The organism is Paraburkholderia phenazinium (genome assembly GCF_900141745.1).
Lineage (GTDB): Bacteria > Pseudomonadota > Gammaproteobacteria > Burkholderiales > Burkholderiaceae > Paraburkholderia > Paraburkholderia phenazinium_B.
On sequence record NZ_FSRM01000001.1, the window covers coordinates 497449 to 516682 of the forward strand.

At 63.4% G+C, this 19234-nt stretch carries 14 protein-coding genes and 1 riboswitch; of the genes, 3 read left to right on the top strand and 11 right to left on the bottom strand.

Annotated features, from left to right (window positions below):
- Positions 1–4: 4 nt before the first annotated feature.
- The 7 genes from BUS06_RS02410 to BUS06_RS02440 form a co-directional block, all read right to left on the bottom strand.
- Complete coding sequence (locus tag BUS06_RS02410) at positions 5–1018, bottom strand: ABC transporter permease subunit (RefSeq protein WP_074262819.1); 1014 nt, start codon at positions 1016–1018, stop codon at positions 5–7.
- Between the two features lie 204 nt (positions 1019–1222).
- Positions 1223–2851: an ABC transporter substrate-binding protein gene (locus BUS06_RS02415; protein ID WP_074262820.1), complete on the bottom strand. Its 1629-nt coding sequence runs from the start codon at positions 2849–2851 to the stop codon at positions 1223–1225.
- 204 nt (positions 2852–3055) lie between these two features.
- Complete coding sequence (locus BUS06_RS02420; RefSeq protein ID WP_074262821.1) at positions 3056–4699, bottom strand: ABC transporter substrate-binding protein; 1644 nt, start codon at positions 4697–4699, stop codon at positions 3056–3058.
- Between the two features lie 224 nt (positions 4700–4923).
- On the bottom strand, positions 4924–5754 hold the full coding sequence (gene metF / locus BUS06_RS02425) for a methylenetetrahydrofolate reductase [NAD(P)H] (protein ID WP_074262822.1): 831 nt from the start codon (positions 5752–5754) through the stop codon (positions 4924–4926).
- Positions 5755–5787: 33 nt separating this feature from the next.
- Positions 5788–6141 (bottom strand): phage holin family protein, encoded by a 354-nt coding sequence (locus BUS06_RS02430; RefSeq protein ID WP_074262823.1) that lies wholly within the window; start codon positions 6139–6141, stop codon positions 5788–5790.
- A gap of 178 nt (positions 6142–6319) precedes the next feature.
- Positions 6320–7741, bottom strand: a complete 1422-nt coding sequence (gene ahcY / locus BUS06_RS02435) for an adenosylhomocysteinase (protein ID WP_074262824.1) — start codon at positions 7739–7741, stop codon at positions 6320–6322.
- A gap of 33 nt (positions 7742–7774) precedes the next feature.
- A riboswitch (S-adenosyl-L-homocysteine riboswitch) is annotated at positions 7775–7909 on the bottom strand.
- 74 nt (positions 7910–7983) lie between these two features.
- Positions 7984–8757 (bottom strand): glycosyltransferase family 2 protein, encoded by a 774-nt coding sequence (locus tag BUS06_RS02440; protein WP_074262825.1) that lies wholly within the window; start codon positions 8755–8757, stop codon positions 7984–7986.
- Positions 8758–9004: 247 nt separating this feature from the next.
- On the opposite strand from BUS06_RS02440, the gene BUS06_RS02445 reads away from it, so the two are divergent.
- Complete coding sequence (locus tag BUS06_RS02445; protein WP_074262826.1) at positions 9005–9967, top strand: LysR family transcriptional regulator; 963 nt, start codon at positions 9005–9007, stop codon at positions 9965–9967.
- Between the two features lie 120 nt (positions 9968–10087).
- Here the strand turns inward: BUS06_RS02445 and BUS06_RS02450 are convergent, their stop codons facing one another.
- Both BUS06_RS02450 and BUS06_RS02455 read right to left on the bottom strand, forming a co-directional pair.
- Positions 10088–11887, bottom strand: coding sequence for an OmpA family protein (locus BUS06_RS02450; RefSeq protein ID WP_074262827.1), 1800 nt, complete (start codon positions 11885–11887; stop codon positions 10088–10090).
- A gap of 212 nt (positions 11888–12099) precedes the next feature.
- The gene (locus BUS06_RS02455; protein ID WP_074262828.1) at positions 12100–13740 is read right to left on the bottom strand and encodes a GMC family oxidoreductase; all 1641 of its coding nucleotides are present in this window, start codon (positions 13738–13740) and stop codon (positions 12100–12102) included.
- Between the two features lie 352 nt (positions 13741–14092).
- Here BUS06_RS02455 and BUS06_RS02460 point away from each other — a divergent pair, with 352 nt between their 5' ends.
- Both BUS06_RS02460 and BUS06_RS02465 read left to right on the top strand, forming a co-directional pair.
- Positions 14093–15775 carry an isovaleryl-CoA dehydrogenase gene (locus BUS06_RS02460; protein ID WP_074262829.1) on the top strand — a complete coding sequence of 561 codons (1683 nt, stop codon included), beginning with the start codon at positions 14093–14095 and terminating at the stop codon, positions 15773–15775.
- Between the two features lie 42 nt (positions 15776–15817).
- The gene (locus BUS06_RS02465; protein ID WP_074262830.1) at positions 15818–17236 is read left to right on the top strand and encodes a coniferyl aldehyde dehydrogenase; all 1419 of its coding nucleotides are present in this window, start codon (positions 15818–15820) and stop codon (positions 17234–17236) included.
- On the opposite strand, the gene BUS06_RS02470 is transcribed toward BUS06_RS02465, so the two are convergent.
- Together BUS06_RS02470 and fliK are read right to left on the bottom strand one after the other, a co-directional pair.
- Positions 17233–17559 carry an EscU/YscU/HrcU family type III secretion system export apparatus switch protein gene (locus BUS06_RS02470; RefSeq protein ID WP_074262831.1) on the bottom strand — a complete coding sequence of 109 codons (327 nt, stop codon included), beginning with the start codon at positions 17557–17559 and terminating at the stop codon, positions 17233–17235. The genes BUS06_RS02465 and BUS06_RS02470 overlap by 4 nt on opposite strands.
- The gene (gene fliK / locus BUS06_RS02475; protein ID WP_074262832.1) at positions 17559–19166 is read right to left on the bottom strand and encodes a flagellar hook-length control protein FliK; all 1608 of its coding nucleotides are present in this window, start codon (positions 19164–19166) and stop codon (positions 17559–17561) included. The genes BUS06_RS02470 and fliK overlap by 1 nt, the downstream gene beginning before the upstream one ends.
- Between the last annotated feature and the right edge of the window lie 68 nt (positions 19167–19234).

The window sequence follows — 19234 nt, forward strand, 5'->3', positions numbered from 1 at the left end:
GGTTTTACCTCGTATGGCGAATGCGCGGATTCAACACGCCGTACAACAGATCGACGATCAGATTCACGACGATCACGAGTGTGGCAATCAGGAGGATACCGCCCTGCACGACGGGATAGTCGCGCCGGCTGATTGCGTCGATCAGCCATTTGCCGATACCCGGCCAGGAGAACAGCGTCTCGGTCAGCACCGCGCCGGCTAGCAGCGTGCCCACCTGCAGGCCGATCACGGTCACCACCGGAATCAACGCATTACGCAGCGCATGCACGACGATCACGCGTCCCGGCGGCAAGCCCTTGGCGCGAGCGGTGCGAATATAGTCCTCGCGCAGCACTTCGAGCATCGACGAGCGCGTCATGCGCGCAACGACCGCCAAAGGAATCGTGCCGAGCACAATGGCCGGCAAAATCAGATGGCTCAACGCCGACTTGAACGAGCCTTCATCGGTGCCTGGCAGCAGTGAATCGATCAACATGAAGCCCGTCACGTGCGGAATGTCGAACTCCACCGCGATGCGGCCCGACACCGGCGTCCAGCCGAGCTTCACCGAAAACAGCATGATAAGAATCAAACCCCACCAGAAGATCGGCATCGAATAGCCGGTCAACGCGGTACCCATCACACCGTGATCGACGGCCGTACCGCGCTTCAGCGCAGCAAACACACCCGCCGGCAGCCCGACGATCAGCGCGAACAGCATGGCGCAGATCGACAGTTCAACGGTGGCGGGAAAGCGCGCGAGGAACTCGTCCATCACGCTGGTGTTGGTGATGATCGACATTCCCAGATCGCCGTGCAGCGCGCGCCCAAGATAGTGGATGTATTGCAGCGGCAAGGGTTCGTCGAGCCCCAGCCGATGCATGGCGGCCGCGTGCATGGCCGGGTCGACACCGCGTTCGCCCATCATTACTTCGATGGGATCGCCGGGTATCAGGTGAATGAGCGCAAACGCAAGGATCGTGATGCCGATGAACGTCGGAATCACCATGCCAATGCGGCGCAAAACGAAGCGGAACATGGTTCGTCCCTATGGTCTTGATGAACGGAAAAACACAACCGGCGACGAGGGCTTGTCACCCCGGTCGCCGGAACATTTCGACCAGTTTTCTAACCAGGCGAAAAGCGGACTGCGTCAGTTTTACAGCAAGCCCTGCGATTTACCTTACGGTTCGTCGCATGGCTCACCTAATAGCTCACGTTATAGCGCACCTTACGTCAAGACTCATTGCACGCCAACACCGTCGAAGCGCACGTAACCGAGCGGCTCGATGCGCATGTCGATCACCTTCTTGCTGACCGGCTGATACACCGTCGAGTGCGCGATCGGCGAGAACGGCAGTTGCTGCGCGAAAATCTGTTGTGCCTGCGTGTAGATCTTCGTGCGCTCGCCCTGATCGATCGTCGTGCGGCCCTTCTGGACCAGATCGTCGAACGGCTTGTAGCACCACTTGCCGAAGTTGTTGCCGTTAATCGCTTCGCAGCCGAGCAACGTGCCGAGCCAGTTGTCCGGATCGCCGTTGTCGCCGGTCCAGCCAATCAGCATCGTGTCGTCCTCACCCGCGTGAGCGCGCTTGATGTACTCGCCCCATTCGTACGTGACGATCTTCGCCCGCACGCCGATCTTGGCCCAGTCCGCCTGGATCATTTCCGACATCAGACGCGCGTTCGGGTTGTACGGACGCTGCACCGGCATCGCCCACAGCGTGATGTCGAAACCGCTCGAGAGACCTGCCTTGGCGAGCAGCGCCTTGGCCTTTTCCGGGTCATACGACTGGCTCGGCAGGTTCTTGTCGTACGACCATTGGGTCGGCGGCATCGGATTCGTGGCCGACTGGCCGGCGCCCTGGTAGACGGAATCGATGATCGCCTTCTTGTTGATCGCCATGTCGAGCGCCTCGCGCACTTCGACCTTGTCGAGCGGCTTGTGCTGAACGTTGTACGACAGGTAACCGAGATTGAAGCCCGGTTGCGACGGCATCGCGAGAGTGGCTTCCGTCTTCAGCGGCGCGATATCGGCCGGACGCGGATAGCTCATCACCTGGCATTCGTCACGCTTCAGTTTCTGCACGCGCACGCCGGCATCCGGCGTGATTGCGAAGATCAGCTTCGAAATCTTCACCTCGTTCGGCTTCCAGTAATCAGGATTGCCGTCGAAGCGAATCGTCGCGTCCTTCGTATAGCTGCGGAAAATGAACGGGCCCGTGCCAACCGGCTTCTGGTTGAGATCAGGGGCCTTGCCGGCCTTGAGCAGCGAATCAGCGTACTCAGCCGACTGGATCGATGCGAACTCCATTGCCATGTTCTGGATGAACGGGGCATTCACTTCCTTCAGCGTGAAACGTACGGTGTACGGATCGACCTTCTCGACCTTCGCGATCAGCTTGTCGAGGCCCATGTCCGTGAAGTACGGAAACTGTGCCGGATACGCCTTGTTGAACGGCATGGTCGGATCGAGCATGCGCGTGAACGTGAAGACGACGTCGTCCGCATTGAACTCGCGGCTCGGTTTGAAGTAAGTGGTGGTCTGGAACTTGACGCCGTGGCGCAGATGGAAGGTGTAGGTCTTGCCGTCGGGCGAGACATCCCAGCTTTCGGCGAGGCCCGGCTCGACCTTGGTGCCGCCGCGCTCGAACTCGACGAGGCGGTTGTAGACGGTGAACGTGTTGGCCGTGAAGTCAGTGCCCGTGGTGTATTGCGCTGGGTCAAAACCCGCAGGGCTGCCTTCTGAGCAGTAGACCAGGGTTTTATTCGGGATCTCGGCACGCGCGACATTGGCGCCCACCATCGATACCGCTGCAGCGGCGACGAGCGTGGTAATCCGCGCGGCGCGCAACAGGTTGTTTTGCTTCATGTTTCCTCCAGGTTCGGGGCTGGCTTACACCAGCGTAGCGCGATCTTACTTGAGCATGCCGTGCGGCAACAAGCGGAGGAAATTCCTTGTGTCCAGAAGCGGAAACACTTGTTAAGTAAAGATTGAGGCCCGTCAAATTCCTGGTCGACGGGCCTCGCGACGCCTCAAGCCGCGCCAAAGGGAAGCAAAAGCGTCTGTCTCCCCCTATTTCAGGCCGACTCCGAGGAATTGGGTCGGGCCGAACGGGTCGATCTTGAAGCCTGTCACGTCTTTCGAGATAGGTTGATAGACGGTGGAGTGGGCAATCGGCGTGAACGGCACCTGGTCCTTGAAGATGACCTGCGCCTCCATGTAGTCCTTGGTGCGCTGCGAGAGATCCGTCGTGCTACGGGCCGCGGTGATCAGGTCATCGAACGGTTTGTAGCACCACTTCGAGAAGTTGCTGCCCTTCACCGAGTCGCAACCCAGCAGGACGCCGAGCCAGTTATCCGGGTCGCCGTAGTCGCCGGTCCAGCCGATCAGGATTGCCTGGTGCTCACCAGCGTGAGCGCGACGGATGTATTCGCCCCACTCGAAGGTGACGATATTCACCTTTACGCCGATCTTCGCCCAGTCGGACTGCAGCATTTCCGCCATCAGGCGCGCGTTGGGGTTGTAGGGGCGTTGCACTGGCATCGCCCACAGCGTCAGGTCGAAGCCGTCCGGGTAGCCGGCCTGTTTGAGCAATGCCTTGGCTTTGTCGACGTCATACGGGGCGTCCTTGAGGCTCTTGTTGTAGCCCCACTGGGTGGGCGGCATCGGATTGGTCGCAATCTGGCCGGCGCCCTGGTACACCGATTCGATGATCGCCTTCTTGTTGATCGACATATCCAGCGCGCGGCGCACCTGCACGTCGTCGAGCGGCTTTTTGGTCGTGTTGTAGCCAAGAATGCCGAGATTGAAGCCCACTTCGCTCGGCATCGCCAGCGAGGAGTCGGCCTTGACTACCGGGATGTCGGCCGGACGCGGATAGGCCATCACCTGGCATTCGCCGCGCTTCAGCTTCTGCAGCCGCACCGCCGGGTCGACGGTGATCGCGAAGATCAGTTTGCTCACCTTCACGATACCGGGCTTCCAGTAGTCCGGATTGCCGTCGAAGCGAATGGTGTCGTCCTTGGTATAGCTGCGGAAGATGAATGGCCCGGTACCCACCGGAAACAGATTGATATCGGAGGCCTTGCCCGCCTTCAGCAGCTGATCGGTATATTCCGCCGACAAAATCGACGCGAACGGCATCGCAATCTGCTGCAGGAACGGCGCGTCCACCGTTTTAAGCGTGAAGCGTACCGTGTACGGGTCGAGCGCCTCGATCTTGTCGACGTTCTTGGCAAGCCCCAGATCGCTGAAGTACGGGAATGGCACCGGGTATGCCTTATGAAACGGCTGGTCAGGATCCAGCATGCGCTGGAAGGTAAACACGACATCGTCCGCGTTGAATTCTCGGGTCGGCTTGAAGAACGAGGTGGTCTGGAACTTCACCCCATGGCGCAGGTGAAACGTGTATTGCAGACCGTCAGCGGAAACGTCCCACTTCTCGGCAAGGCCCGGCTCGATGTCGGTGCCGCCCTGAACGAACTCGACCAGCCGGTTATAGACCGTGTAGGAGCCGGCTGTGAATTCGACGCTGGTGGTGTACTGAGCGGTGTCGAAGCCCGCGGGGCTGCCCTCCGAGCAGAACACGAGGGTTTTATCGGGCAAGGAGGCAGCGGGGGCGGTGAGCGGTGTGAAGCATGCCGTGGCAACGGCCAGGGTTGTCAGGGCGGGCAGGCAATACTGGCGAACTGCGAACAGCATGGATGACACTGTCATGACGTTCTCCGGACTGCAACCGGCTTGGCTGCGCCTCGATCATAGACAGCACAATATTCGGGTTCAATCCTGGGTTCTACCCGCGAGCGTGGGCGTTTAGCACGTGTCTGCGGCAACGCACCAAATGTGGCGGGAACGGACAGGTGAAGAAGGGGGACTGGCGGGAACAGGCGGGAATTGGACCGCGCAGCCAGCTGGCCGCGCGGTGTGAAGCTTGGGCAGTACTAAGCGCCCAGGCGGTCGCAGATGGCCTTGGTGGCCGCTGCGTTGTTGAGCGTGTAGAAATGCAGCCCCGGCACGCGCGCGTCGATCAGACGCTGACACAGGTCCGTGACCACATCGAGCCCGAACGCGCGAATCGCTTCGCGGTCGTCGCCGTAGCTCTCCAGCCGGCGCGCCACCCAGCGCGGCACTTCCGCTCCGCACATCTCGGAGAAGCGCATCAGTTGCGAAAAGTTCGTGATCGGCATGATGCCGGGCACAATCGGCACGTCGACGCCGAGCTTCCGCGCATCGTCCACAAAGCGGAAATACGCATCCGCGTTGAAGAAGTACTGCGTGATCGCCGAATTGGCGCCGGCCTTCACCTTGCGAGCGAAGTTTTCCAGATCGTGACGCGGCGAGCGCGCCTGCGGGTGGTACTCCGGATAACCGGCCACCTCGATCCAGAACCAGTCGCCGAACTCGGCGCGAATGAAACTCACCAGCTCCGACGCATAGCGAAACTCGCCGACCTCGCCCATACCGGACGGCAGGTCGCCGCGCAGCGCGACGATATGGCGAATGCCATGCGAACGGTACTCGGTGAGGATCGCGCGCAGGCTCTCTTTCGACGAGCCGATACACGACAGATGCGGTGCCGCTGCCAGCCCTTCCTTCGCCATATCGACGACGGTATCGAGCGTGCCGCGCTGTGTCGAGCCGCCGGCGCCGAAGGTGACCGAGACGAACTTCGGCTTGAGCGGCGCGAGCTGCGCGCGCGTGGCACGCAGCTTCTCGACACCGTCCGGCGTCTTCGGCGGGAAGAATTCGAATGAAAGTTCGAGCGGATTCATGACTCAGTCGCCGTTCTAGAAGTAAAGCTCACCTCAGCCGAAACTGCGGTTGCCGAGGATAAGCGCGGACAGCAGCCATGAAACGATGCTGTACAGGATCGAGCCGATAAACGCCGACCAGAAGCCCGACACCTCGAAGCCCTTCAGCAGCGATGCACACAGCCAGAAGCACAGTGCGTTGACCACCAGAATGAAGAGGCCGAGCGTGATGATCGTCACGGGCAGCGTCAGCAGGATCAGCACTGGGCGCAGCACGGTGTTGATCAACCCGAGCACCACGGCGACGATCAGCGCGGTGCCGAAGCTGCGGATGTGGATCGAAGGGACGAGGTAAGTGATGATCAGGAGCGCGAGCGCGTTGATCACCCAGGTCAGCAGCACGGTCATGTAGAGCTCCTTCTTGGCTGAAAATCCGGGTTGAGCGGAATGGAACTGGCCGGCCAGGCGATAAAGACGACTTGCCGGTCTGGCGCCGCCTTTACCGCGTGACGCCCGCCAGGTTGCCTGTACGGCGACCGGCGGACTCACGTGCTGTCTGACCTGCCTGTTGCGCTACCGTGCCTGCTTAGTACCGGTAGTGGTTCGGCTTGAACGGACCGTTCTTGTCGACACCGAGGTAGCCCGCCTGCTCGTCCGACAGCACGGTCAGGTTCGCGCCAATGCGCGCCAGATGCAGGCGTGCGACCTTCTCGTCCAGATGCTTCGGCAGCACGTACACCTTGTTCTCGTACTTGCCGCCCTGGGTGAACAGTTCGATCTGCGCGAGCGTCTGGTTGGTGAACGAGTTCGACATCACGAACGACGGGTGGCCGGTGGCACAACCGAGGTTCACGAGGCGGCCTTCAGCCAGCAGGATAACGCGCTTGCCGTCCGGGAAAATGATGTGGTCGACTTGCGGCTTGATGTTTTCCCACTGGTACTGACGGGTCGACGCAATGTCGATTTCCGAGTCGAAGTGGCCGATGTTGCACACGATCGCGTTGTGGCGCATCGCCTTCAGGTGGTCGTGGCCAATCACGTGGTAGTTACCGGTGGCCGTCACGAAGATGTCGGCCTTGTCGGCGGCGTATTCCATCGTCACGACACGGTAGCCTTCCATCGCCGCCTGCAGTGCACAGATCGGATCGATTTCCGTAACCCACACGGTCGCGCCCAGACCGCGCAGCGATTGCGCGCAGCCCTTGCCCACGTCGCCGTAACCTGCGACCAGCGCGATCTTGCCGGCGATCATCACGTCGGTGGCGCGCTTGATACCGTCGACCAGCGATTCGCGGCAGCCATACAGGTTGTCGAACTTCGACTTGGTGACCGAGTCGTTGACGTTGATCGCCGGGAACGGCAGACGGCCTTCCGTTTCCATCTGATACAGACGGTGCACGCCCGTGGTGGTTTCTTCCGTCACGCCCTTGATGTGCTTCAGGCGCGTGGAGTACCACGTCGGATCTGCGTCGAGGTGCGAAGCGATCGACTTGTACAGCGCGACTTCTTCCTCGTTGTTCGGCTTGGCGATGACCGAACGGTCCTTTTCAGCCTTCGAGCCGAGGATCAGCAGCAACGTGGCGTCGCCGCCGTCGTCGAGAATCATGTTGGCGAATTCGCCGTTCGGCCATTCGAAAATGCGGTGCGAGAACTCCCAGTATTCGTCGAGCGATTCGCCCTTGAGCGCGAACACCGGCGTGCCCGATTTGGCGATTGCCGCGGCAGCGTGATCCTGCGTCGAGAAGATGTTGCACGAAGCCCAGCGAACCTCGGCGCCGAGTGCCGTCAGCGTTTCGATCAGCACGGCCGTCTGGATGGTCATGTGCAGCGAACCGGCGATGCGCGCGCCCTTCAGCGGTTGCTGCGCCTTGTACTCTTCACGCGTTTGCATGAGACCGGGCATTTCGGTCTCGGCGATGTTCAGTTCCTTGCGGCCCCAGTCGGCAAGCGACAGGTCGGCAACGACGAATTCCTGGGAATTTTTGGAATCGATGACTGCGGCGTTCATCACGCCCTCCTTTCTAAGAAATTGACTAGAAATTTGACGTGAGCGCGGTTCGATGCGGCGGATGGAACGCGCAGCGCGCATTCAAGCCGTCCGATTGAAAGCCTCCGAGCCTGGCGGGCGGCCAGCGAATGCAGATTCGCGGTACCCGTCGCAACGCTCCTCGAAGACGAACGGCGATTGTAGCAAATAGAGATGGCTTCGGGGTGTCGGTCCGGAAAGCGCGTACGACACGAAGGCAGAGCCTAAGCCGGCGTACCGGCCGGGCCGCTCAGCGAGCGCAGTTGCGCGATGTTTGCTCTGGCGGCCTCGACGAACTGGCCGGACAGCCGGAACGACTCCTCGACATCGGCCGCGACTGGCGCCTGCATGCCAAAGCAAATGCGGAAATAGCGCTCCGCATGGATGCCCTGGTGGTAATGCATCCGCACGCGCCTGGCGTCGCCCAGGCGCCGGTTACCGAACAGTTCGCGCAGGGCCCATGAAAACGCGCCGTCTTCTCCGCCATTGCGGCGGAAAAAGGCGTCCATTGGAAAACCGCCCAGCGCCGCATAGACCGCCCGCCGGATGATCAGGCTGCTCGGCACCGTGTTGCTCAGCGTTGCGGCGTGCTCCGCGAAATCCGGATGCGCGGTGATTTCCGCCGGGAAGCCGGCGTATTCAACGTCGAGCCGGATCGAGGCTTCCGTGGGGTTCTGCTCCAGATAGCCGCTCGCGGCTGCCAACGCGCCGGGGAGATAGTCGTCGTCCGCGTCGATAAAGGCCAGCAAAGGTTGCGTGGCATGTAGCGCGGCCCAGTTGCGTGCCCGCGCGGCGCCGCCGTTCGCTGGCATCTGCAGCAGACCGATGCGCGGATCGCGCTCGCCGTAGTAGCGCGCGATCTCGATCGAGCGATCGGTCGAGCCGTCATCCACGACGATAATCTGCGCCGCTTCGGGCTGGATGACGCAGCTGTCGAGCGTACGGGCGAGGGTCGCCGCCGCGTTGTAGCAGGGAATGATGATCGAAATGGGCAGCATGGCGTTCGGAGAGGACGGCGCGAAGGGGCAAACACAAAGGGAGTTGATGATCATAGCGCCGTCTTGCGCCGATTCATCCTGAAAAGCGGCGGCCGTCCATGTAAGGAAAAACAACGGGGAAATCGCATGCTTATGGCGATTTCCAGCTGACTTCACACGAAAGCCCGCACTGATTGCACCGCAACATAAATATAATGACTCGCACTCGCCATACTCATTCCACATTGGAATTCTGGAGCCTGGAATCGTGGAACTTCGTGCCCTGCGCTATTTCGTCGAAGTCGTGCGCCAGCAAAGTTTTACCGTGGCCGCCGAGCAGATGTTCGTCACCCAGCCAACCATCAGCAAGATGGTGAAGTCGCTGGAAGACGAAATCGGCTCGCCGCTATTGCTGCGCGACGGCCGTCAGATGGTGCTCACTGACGCCGGTCGCATCGTCTATCAGCGCGGCCAGGATGTGCTCGCCGCGCACGCGCAGTTGCAGGCTGAACTCAACGACCTGGACACGCTGGGCCGTGGTGAACTAACTATCGGGATTCCGCCAATGGGCGGATCCCTCTTTACGCCCGCAATCGCCGCCTTCCGGCAGCAATATCCGAAGATCGAGCTGAAACTGTTCGAACAAGGTTCGCGGGCCATCGAAGCGGCACTGATCAATGGCGAGCTCGAACTGGGAGGCGTGCTGCAGCCGGTTGACCCCGAACACATCGACGTGCTTCCAATGACGCGCCAGTTGCTGTGGCTCGTCGCGCGCCGCGGCTCGCGCTGGGACGGCCTGCAACGGGTGCCACTCGCGGGCCTGGCGAGCGAGCCATTCGTCTTCTACGGCGAAAGCCTCGCGCTCAACGACGTCGTGCTGAACGCGTGCCGCGCAGCAGGCTTTGCGCCGACTATCGTCGGGCGCAGCGGCCACTGGGATTTCATGGCGGCGCTCGTGCTGGCAGGCGTCGGCATCGCGCTGTTGCCCGCGCCCTATTGCCGGCGCCTCGACGCGACGCAATTCACCTGCCGCCCAGTGGTCGACCCCGAGATTCCGTGGGAAATGGCGGTCGGCTGGCGGCGCAACGGCTACCTCTCGCACGCCGCGCGCGCATGGCTCGAAGTGGCGCGCGAAATCCTGCCCTCCCAGCCCGGCGACGATCTGATGCATTGGCCCGACATCGGCATCACCGGGCTTGCGCCGACCGACAGCGGGCCGGCCGGCGCCTAGGTTATGGCCTGGGTGATCGCTGGGGTGTCCCCCGGGGCGACCTCCGAGGTGGGTCCCGAGATGATTCCAAGGGTAATCGTCCGGGTTGATGCCAAGGCGAATGCCCGGTCAATACCGTACTTACTGCTGCGCCTCGACGAACTCAATCCGTCGATTCGCAAAGCGGCCACTCTCGGTGTCGTTGCTCGCCACCGGATGCGCATCGCCGTAGCCTTGCGCCGTTAGCGAGTCAGCCGGCACACCGGTCCTGACGAGGAATGCACGAACCGATTCAGCGCGTTTCTTCGACAGCAGCAGATTCTGCTGATCGCCGCCGACGTTGTCCGAATAGCCTGCCACTTCGAGCTTCGCGGCCTTGCCGTTTTGCGAGCAGGCCATCAGCACCTGGGCCGACTGACGCAGATCGTCGACCGCCGACGCCGGCACACGCGCGCTCGCGCTTGTAAAGTTGATCACCTGCAGGTTCAGCACCTTGACCACATCAGCGACGACGCACGAGCTATCCGGCGCGAGCAGATCTTTGATCGCACTACGGAACGATTGCGTTGCGTCGGCCACGGCCTGCTCCGCGTTGAATGCGCCAATCTGATACGACGCACCAAACAGAGACTTCAGGCGCTCGAGCCAGCCGAGCTTCGCGTTGGCTGCTGTGCCGCTCAGTTCGATACGCGCGCCGTCCAGCTTCACTTCCGCGCCGGGTAGCGCCATCAACGGCAGCAACGCGTCGAGATGTGAGAGCCAGTCGGCCGGCTTCGTGTCCGGATCGACAGTGATATTGGCGGCAACGTGGTCGGCGCCGAACTTCTTCGTCAATGCATCGATCAACGCCGCCTTTTCGGCTTCGCTGCCGACCGTCGCCGTCAACGTCGGCTTGCCGGCCGGATCGACCGTGAAGGTCAGTTGACTATCTTTGGTAGGTGCCGGAGCAGCGGCAGGCTGCGACGCCGCGCTTGCGCTCGCGGCGAGCTCCGCTGATGCGGCAGGCGCAGAAGCAGCAGGCGCAGAAGCAACGACATCCGAAGCAGCCACCGTCGACGCCGCGACATCGCTTGCAAGTGCCACAGCCGGAGCCGAGGCAGCGGCAACCACGGAAGCTGCCTGCGAGGTCGAGCCCGTGACGTCCAAAGTCTGCTCATGCTGGCAGCCGCGCAGGAACAGGAACGCCAGCACCGCGGCGAGCGCGGCGAGCAGCCACCACAGCCAACTGTGAGAGCGACGCTCCTCGCGCAAAACAGCGTCGACCGGTACGCGCGGCGCAGCCTGCGGGGCCTGCGTGGTGTGCACCGAAGGATTGACCGGCGCAGCAGGTGCAACCGGATGCTCGATATGCGCCGACACCGCCTTCAGTTGCGGCAGAACGCTGCCCATGAACGTTGCCACACCGCCGAGCCCGAGCGCCGACAACAGTCCGTCATTCAGAAACGGGGCGATAGCGGGCAACTGATGACCGAGCAGCGTCGGCAACTGCCCGACGCTGCCTTGCGCTTCGAGGAAATGACGCTTCAGGACGCCAAGCAGCGTGGCGCCGACGATACCCGTCAAAGCATGCGCAGACTGCGCCGGCACGCCGGTTTGTGCGGCGACTGTATCGCTCACGCCGTCGAGCCGGCGATCGGTCACGCGAGCCAGCAATTGACGGCCGGCACCTTCGAGCAGACTCAAGCCAGCCGTGCTCGCGAGCAATTGCGGCAGTTGTTCGCCGATATGCGCATTGACCTCCGGCGCCATGATCGTGGTGAACAACGAGCGTGCGCCTTCGAGCGTGGCGCCCTTATGCATCAATGCTGCGACGAGTGCAGGAGCAGCGGCGCCGATGACTTTGTCGGTGACGGCCGGTGGCAGCCCGAAGCGCTCCGACAGTTGCCGCACCACGCTGTCAGACAGCGCGGACTGAATCAGTTGAATTACGTTGATACTCATCGACTCGCTTCCTTGAGAGGGCGAACGCGCCACCTGACACGCTCTTTCGCGGCGAGAGTATAGAGGCCTGAAAATCTCAAAAACGAGGCGAGAAGATTAATTACATATCTTTGTAGAAATCCATCAATATTCCTAACTAGCAGTCTGATTTTAAGAGACTCGCCCCGTCATCCGGGCCGCCAGATATTCAGTGAGCGCGTGACGGCGGCGATTCAAACCACCGCCCCGGCGCAGACTCCAACCTGAGTCGACTGTGCGGTGCGGCGCGCGGTCGCGATGAGATCCGCGGCCCGCTCGCCGATCATCACGGTCGGCGCATTGGTGTTGCCGCCAATCAGCGTCGGCATCACCGAGGCGTCCACAATCCGCAATCCCGTCACGCCACGCACGCGCAGCTGCGGGTCGACCACCGAGCCGGCATCGCTGCCCATCCGGCAGGTAGCAACCGGGTGATAAATCGTATCGGCGTGCGCCGCGATGGTTTCAAGCAACTCGGCGCGCGTCTGCCCCACATGCGTGTACAACTCCTTGCCACCGTGCACCGCAAGCGAAGGCGCATCGAGAATCCGCCTCGCCATGTATGCGCCTTCCAGCAATAACTCCAGGTCGCGCGGGTCGCTCAGGAAACGCGGATCGATCACCGGTGCCTCACGCGCATCGGCGCTCGCGAGCGTCACCGTGCCGCGACTATGCGGACGCAGCACGCACACGTGCAGCGAATAGCCGTGCCCCCAGTGCATATGCCGGTTGTGATCGTCGACGAGCGCGGCGCAGAAGTGCAATTGCAGATCGGGACGCTCGAGCGTGGGCCGGCTCTTCAGGAAACCGCCCGCCTCGGCGACATTGCTCGACAGCATGCCCGTACCGTGCCGCATGAAGGTGACGAACTGCGGCAGCATCCGCGCGATGCCGCGCAGCGAAAAGCCGGTTGGCTCGATCGACGCCACGCGCTTGTTGATCGTAAAGTCGACATGGTCGATCAGGTTGCGGCCCACTTGCGGCGCGTCGTGAATCACTGGCACACCGAACGATTGCAGTTGCGCGGCCGGACCGATCCCCGAGCACATCAACAGTTGCGGCGAATTGAACGCGCCCGCTGCGAGCACCACCTCGCCACGCGCTTCGAGCGTCTCGGTACGTCCGCCGCGCACGATTTCCACACCGCTTGCGCGCTTGCCGTCCAAGGTCACGCGCAGCACGGTGGCATCAGCCAGCGTATGCAGATTGCTCCGGTTGCGACCGTAGATATACGCCCGCGCGACGCTGCAGCGTCTGCCGTCGCGCTGCGTGACCTGATAGAAACCGACGCCTTCCTGATCGGCGCCGTTGAAGTCGGTATTGAGCCGATGCCCTGCTTCCAGCGCCGCCTGCACGAAGCGTTGCGAGAACGGATTGCGATAGCGCAGATCGCTGACGGTGAGCGGGCCATCCGCGCCATGCCACGCATCGGCGCCGCGCTCGTTACCCTCCGCACGCCGGAAGTACGGCAGCACATCGTCCCACGCCCAGCCGTCGCAGCCGAGCCGCGCCCATTCGTCGTAATCGAGCGGGTGGCCACGCGTGTAGATCATGGCGTTGATTGCGCTCGAACCGCCGAAGCCGCGCCCGCGCGGTTGATAGCCGCGGCGTCCGGCGAGGGCCGGTTGCGGGGTGGTCTCGTAGCCATAGTTGGTCTTGAGCTTGTTGGGCACAACCGCAGCGACGCCGACCGGCATGTTGACGAACAGATTGCGCTCCGTATGCGGACCTGCTTCGATCAGCGCGATCGTGGCGTCGGGACAGGCGTCCGCGAGCCGTGCCGCCAGCGAACAGCCGCCCGAACCCGCCCCTACGATGATGTAGTCGTATTGCATGCGCTCCTCCTGATGTGGGCCGCGTGCTGCGCGAACCCAAGCAAAGCTGTCTCGTGCACACTTGTCTACGTGTGTTTCCTGCGCATTGTAGGGAGCGTTGCCACGGTGCGGCGGGTTCGCGCCAGAGCGATCCCTCTAAACGAAACGCGCACCGCGACCCTATGATGAAAGGTGCAGCGCCGTGGCGGCCAGGCAGCGCCGGCGGCCCTTGAAGGCCTGCGCTGCAAGTATCCGCGCGGTATTCAAACACCGCGTGATGCGCACTGCCCCACCGGCACGCGGCCCGCATACACTGATAAAACAGCGCCTCCTGATCGAACCCCGGCGCGCATCCGTCAAACGGAGACAGCAGATGGAACGGCATGGCCCCGGAACAACGCACGACGTCACGAATCAGGTTCCGCCGCTGGCGGACTACAACCTATTTACCAGCGATACCGCCCTCGCCGCCGCACTGGAACGCGATGGCGCGTCGTGGCATCACGATGCGCTGCAGCGGCACGGCGCAGCACTGACCACCCCGGATACGCTCGCGCTTGCCGAGCTGGCGAACCGCCACACGCCCGAGCTGCACACCTACAGCCCGCGTGGCGAGCGCATCGACGCGCTGGAATTTCATCCTGCGTGGCACACGCTACTGTCATTGCTGCGGCGTGAAGGACTGCACGCGCTGCCGTTTTCCGATCCACAGCGCGGCGCCATGGCGGCACGCTGCGCCGGCTATTTCCTGCATGCGCAGATCGAGTCCGGGTCGTTGTGTCCGATGACCATGACGTTCGCCAGCATTCCGGTGCTGCAGCGCGAACCCGCGCTGTTCGCGACGCTGCGCGACAAACTCTATGCGCGCGAACACGATCCGCGCGACCTGCCGCTCAGCCAGAAAACCTCGGCGATGATCGGCATGGGCATGACCGAGAAACAAGGCGGCTCGGACGTGCGCAGCAACCAGACGCGCGCTTACGCAACAGGCGGCGGCGCAGGCAGTGGGCGCGGCGGCGAATACCGGTTGGTCGGCCACAAGTGGTTCTTTTCCGCACCGCAATGCGACGCTCACCTGGTACTCGCCCGCACCGACGATCACGAAGGCCTGTCGTGTTTCTTCGTGCCGCGCTTCGCACCGGACGGCAGCAAGAACGCCGTGCAGATCCAGCGCCTGAAAGACAAGCTCGGTAACCGCTCGAACGCCAGCAGCGAAGTCGAATTCCTCGACGCGTACGGCATTCTGATCGGCGAAGAAGGACGGGGCGTACCGACCATCATCGAAATGGCCAACTACACGCGACTCGATTGCGTGATCGGCAGCGCCGCATTGATGCGCGCGGCGCTGGTGCAGGCCATCCACCATGCCCGGCATCGCAGCGCGTTCGGCCGGCATCTGACCGAGCAACCGCTGATGCAAAACGTGCTCGCCGATCTCGCACTGGAATCCGAAGCCGCGACGGTACTGTTCATGCGTTTAGCGCGCGCGTTCGAAGACGCCGCGAGCGCGCCGGAAGAGCGCGCGTGGCGGCGCATCGTCACGCCGGCCGCGAAGTACTGGGTCTGCAAGCGCACGCTGGAATTCACCGGCGAAGCCATGGAAGTCTGGGGCGGCAACGGTTATGTCGAAGAAGGGCCGATGGCACGCTTCTACCGTGAGGCGCCGGTCAATTCGATCTGGGAAGGCTCCGGCAACGTGATGTGCCTCGACGTGTTGCGCGCCATGGAACGCGAGGCCGACGCAGCACAAGCGCTCTTCGCCGCGTGGCACGCGACTGCGCAGGGACACCCGGCGCTCACCGCTGCGCTCGGACGTCTGGCAGCGACGCTCAAGAACGCGCCAGAAACGCGCGAAGCGTCGGCGCGGCGCATCGCCCAGCAGATCGTGCTGATCGCGCAGGCCACGCTGCTCGTGCAACACGCACCGGCGGCCGTGGCCGACGCGTTCATCGCGACACGCCTCGCCGACGGCTGCGGCGAAAGCGGTCGCGTGTACGGCACGCTGCCCGCCACGTTCGATCACGCGGCGATTATCGAGCGGGCGTTTGCCGCGTGATCTGCACACGACGATAACGAATAACCATAAAAGGGAGTGGACATGAAGAACGATCTGCCGGAGATTGCCGCGCTCGAAGCGCTGTTGCGCGAACAGCGCCAGGCGTATCTGCGCGCGCCCTATCCCTCATGGGAAACGCGCGCGGCGCATCTGAAGGCATTGCGGGCGATGCTGCTCGACAACCGCGACGCGCTCGCCGAAGCGATGAACGCGGACTTCGGCAACCGGGCCAAAGAGGAAATCCTGCTCGCGGAATTTCTGCTCCTGAAAGAGGAAATCGACGGCGCGCTGAGGCACGGCAAACGCTGGATGAGATCGCAACGGCGCAGCACCAACAAGTGGCTGTTGCCCGCGCGCGCCAAAGTGATTCCGCAACCGCTCGGCGTGGTCGGCATTATCGTGCCGTGGAACTATCCGATCCTGCTGGCAGGCGGCCCGCTCGTGAGCGCTCTCACAGCCGGCAACCGCGCCATCATCAAGATGTCCGAACTCACGCCGCGCACCTCGGCTTTGTTCGAACAACTGATCGCGCAGACCTTCGCGCATGACCACGTCACCGTGGTCAATGGTGACGCTACGCTCGCTGCCGCCTTCAGCGCGCAGCCGTTCGATCATCTGCTGTTCACCGGTTCGACCAAAGTAGGCCATGAAGTGATGCGCGCGGCCGCCGAGCATCTGACGCCGGTCACGCTCGAACTGGGCGGTAAATCACCCGCCATCGTCGGGCCGCATGCCCGCTTCGACAATGCGGTCGATAACCTCGTCGCCGGCAAGACGATGAATGCCGGACAAACCTGTATCGCGCCGGACTATGTGCTGGTGCCGCGCGGCAAGGAGCAGGCTTTCATCGAGCGGGCGCGGGCGCGCATGAGCGCGATGTATCCGGATTTCTCGCAAAATCGCGACTACACGTCCATCATTTCGGCGCGTCATTTCGAGCGTTTGCAGCGTCTTCTCGACGAAGCGAAAGCCAGCGGTGCGCAACTCCATGCGCTTGCCGACGGCGCCGCGGATCCACTCACACGCCGCTTCCCGCTGATCGCCGTGACGAACGCGCCGGATGAAACCGCGCTGATGCAGGAGGAGATTTTCGGGCCGCTGCTGCCGATCGTCCCGTACGACACGCTCGACGACGCCATCGCCTGGGTCAACGCCCGGCCGCGGCCCTTGGCGCTGTATCTTTACGACGAGGATGCAACGACGATCCGCCGCGTCGAGCAGGAAACCATCGCGGGCGGCATGGCGGTCAACGAAACGCTGATGCAGCTGGCTTGCGAAAGCCTTCCGTTCGGCGGCGTGGGTGCGAGCGGGATGGGCGCGTATCACGGCTACGAAGGCTTTGTGACCTTCTCGAAGATGAAGCCGGTGCTCACCCAGGCGCGCTGGAATACACGCGGGCTGATCGCGCCGCCGTACGGCAAGCGCGTCAATGCGCTGCTCAAGCTGATGCTGCGGCTTTAGCGGCCCTTGACTGCGACCGGCTCAAGCGTAGTGGACGGCTGCTCCGGCTCGTCCGCCACGCCGCTTTCCAGCCGGTGCAGCCACGCCAGCAACTCCGCCACCGCCTGATACAGCTGCGGCGGAATGCGCGAATCGAGATCGACCTGCATCAGCAGCGCCACCATCTCGGGCGCCTCGTGCACATACAGGCCCGCCTCCTTGGCGCGCTGCACGATCATTTCCGCGACGAGGCCGTAGCCCTTCGCGATCATGCGTGGCGCGTGGTCGCCGCCTTGGGCGTCATAGACGAGCGCAGCAGCGCTTTTGCGATTCCTGCGGCTCATCACATGTCCCAGTCGAAATCGGTGTCGGACGTCGTGGTCGGCCATTGCGCGCGTTCGGGACGAGTCTGTCGCGCACCGCGCTGAGGCCACTCCGACCGCTCGGGGCGCTGGGGCCGCTCGGCGGCCCTGGGCCCGCCGCGGCGTGGCGTACCCGCCGCGACCACCTCAGGATCGACGGCCGGCGCAGCACGCGCGTACGCGGAAGCCGCCGCCTGGGCGGCCGCGGCGGCTGCCGCGCCCGAGGCCGCACCCGGCACCCCGCCGCCGATCTCGCGAATCGCCAGCGCACTCAGTTCGATTCCGGCGGCAGCAAGCCGCTCGCGGAAGTTGTCACTTTGCTCGGCGAGCCGAGCCGCGCCCAGGGGGCTCGCCGCGACCCGCGCCGCCAGCCGGTTGCCGGTGAGCGTCAGTTCGGCATCCACCGTGCCGAGCAGCGGCAACGACAGCGTCAGACGCGTGCGCCACGGATAGTCCTCTTCCGCGCCGGCACCGCCGCCGCCGCGCTCCCACTCGTCGCCGTCCTGCTGGATGGTCCAGTCGATTTTCGCGCCCGGCCACGCTTCGCCGCTCCAGCGGAACTGGCCCGTGGCGAGCATATCGAGTTGCTGGCGCACCAGCGGGATGGTCGCCACGTTGACGGCGCCTGCCATCGATTGCGCGGTTTGCGTCGGCGTCTCGCCCAGCTGGGACGCAGCGGCATGCAGCGCAGCGTGCGCCGGTTGACCGGCCAGGTCGGAAAGCGAGTTCGCCAGCACTTCCCCGGCGGCGAAACGCGCGGCCTGTGGCGACTGGATCGACGCCGTGGCGCGCGCGGCGGCACTCGCCTCGGGGCCGTCATTGCCGCTCTGGGTTGCCTGCGTCGAACCGGGGCGGGCCTGCTGCGCCGCGCTCGAGCCCGGCGGCGCGCTTGCGTCGAGATCGGACGCCCAGTCGAGCGGTAATTGCGCGGCGCTATCGAGAAGACGGTTTTGCGGTTCGCTGGCGAGGTCGGCGGGCGAGAGCTGACCCGCCAGCCATTGCGCGAGGTGCGCCTCGTAAAAGAGGCCGCTACCGGCGACGGTCTGTTCGAGCGCCGCCGCGAGCGCTGCCACCGGGAGGTCCCCTGGGGCAACGCTAGTGGCGGCCGTCGTCGCGGAAGCGCTTGCCGGATTGGCGGTGCTGGTGGTGTTGGAGGTCGTGGCGGTGCTTGCCACATTCGCTGCGTTTGCCGCACTGGCCGGGTCGGCCACGCCGGCATCGGCCAATACAATAGCAACAACGGCATCCGCCGTCTGCGCGTCGAGTATTTCGAAGAGCGGCAGTTCGGTTATCTCGGGATCGAGCGCAGGCGCCGCGGGCCAGATCGGCGACTGGCCGAGAATCGCCGGGGTGGCTTCACCGCCGGACAGGACAATCGCGTTGAGAGTCAAAGCCACCGCGGACAGGACAGTCTGCGCAGAGGCAGGCGGCGGCGCCGGCACCTCGGGCGTACCCGGCGTCACCGGCGTATCCGTGCTCAGCGCAGACGCACCCGTTTGCGCTGCATTTGGCGCGCCGGGTGCGATATTGAGCAGACTGTCGACCCGGCTCGCGAGCAGCGAAGCGATGGCCGTGTCGATTCCGTTCATGCCGGTTCCTTTGGAGTACCTACTGGCTGCGCGCGGCTAACGCAGTCAATTTCGCAATCAATTTATCG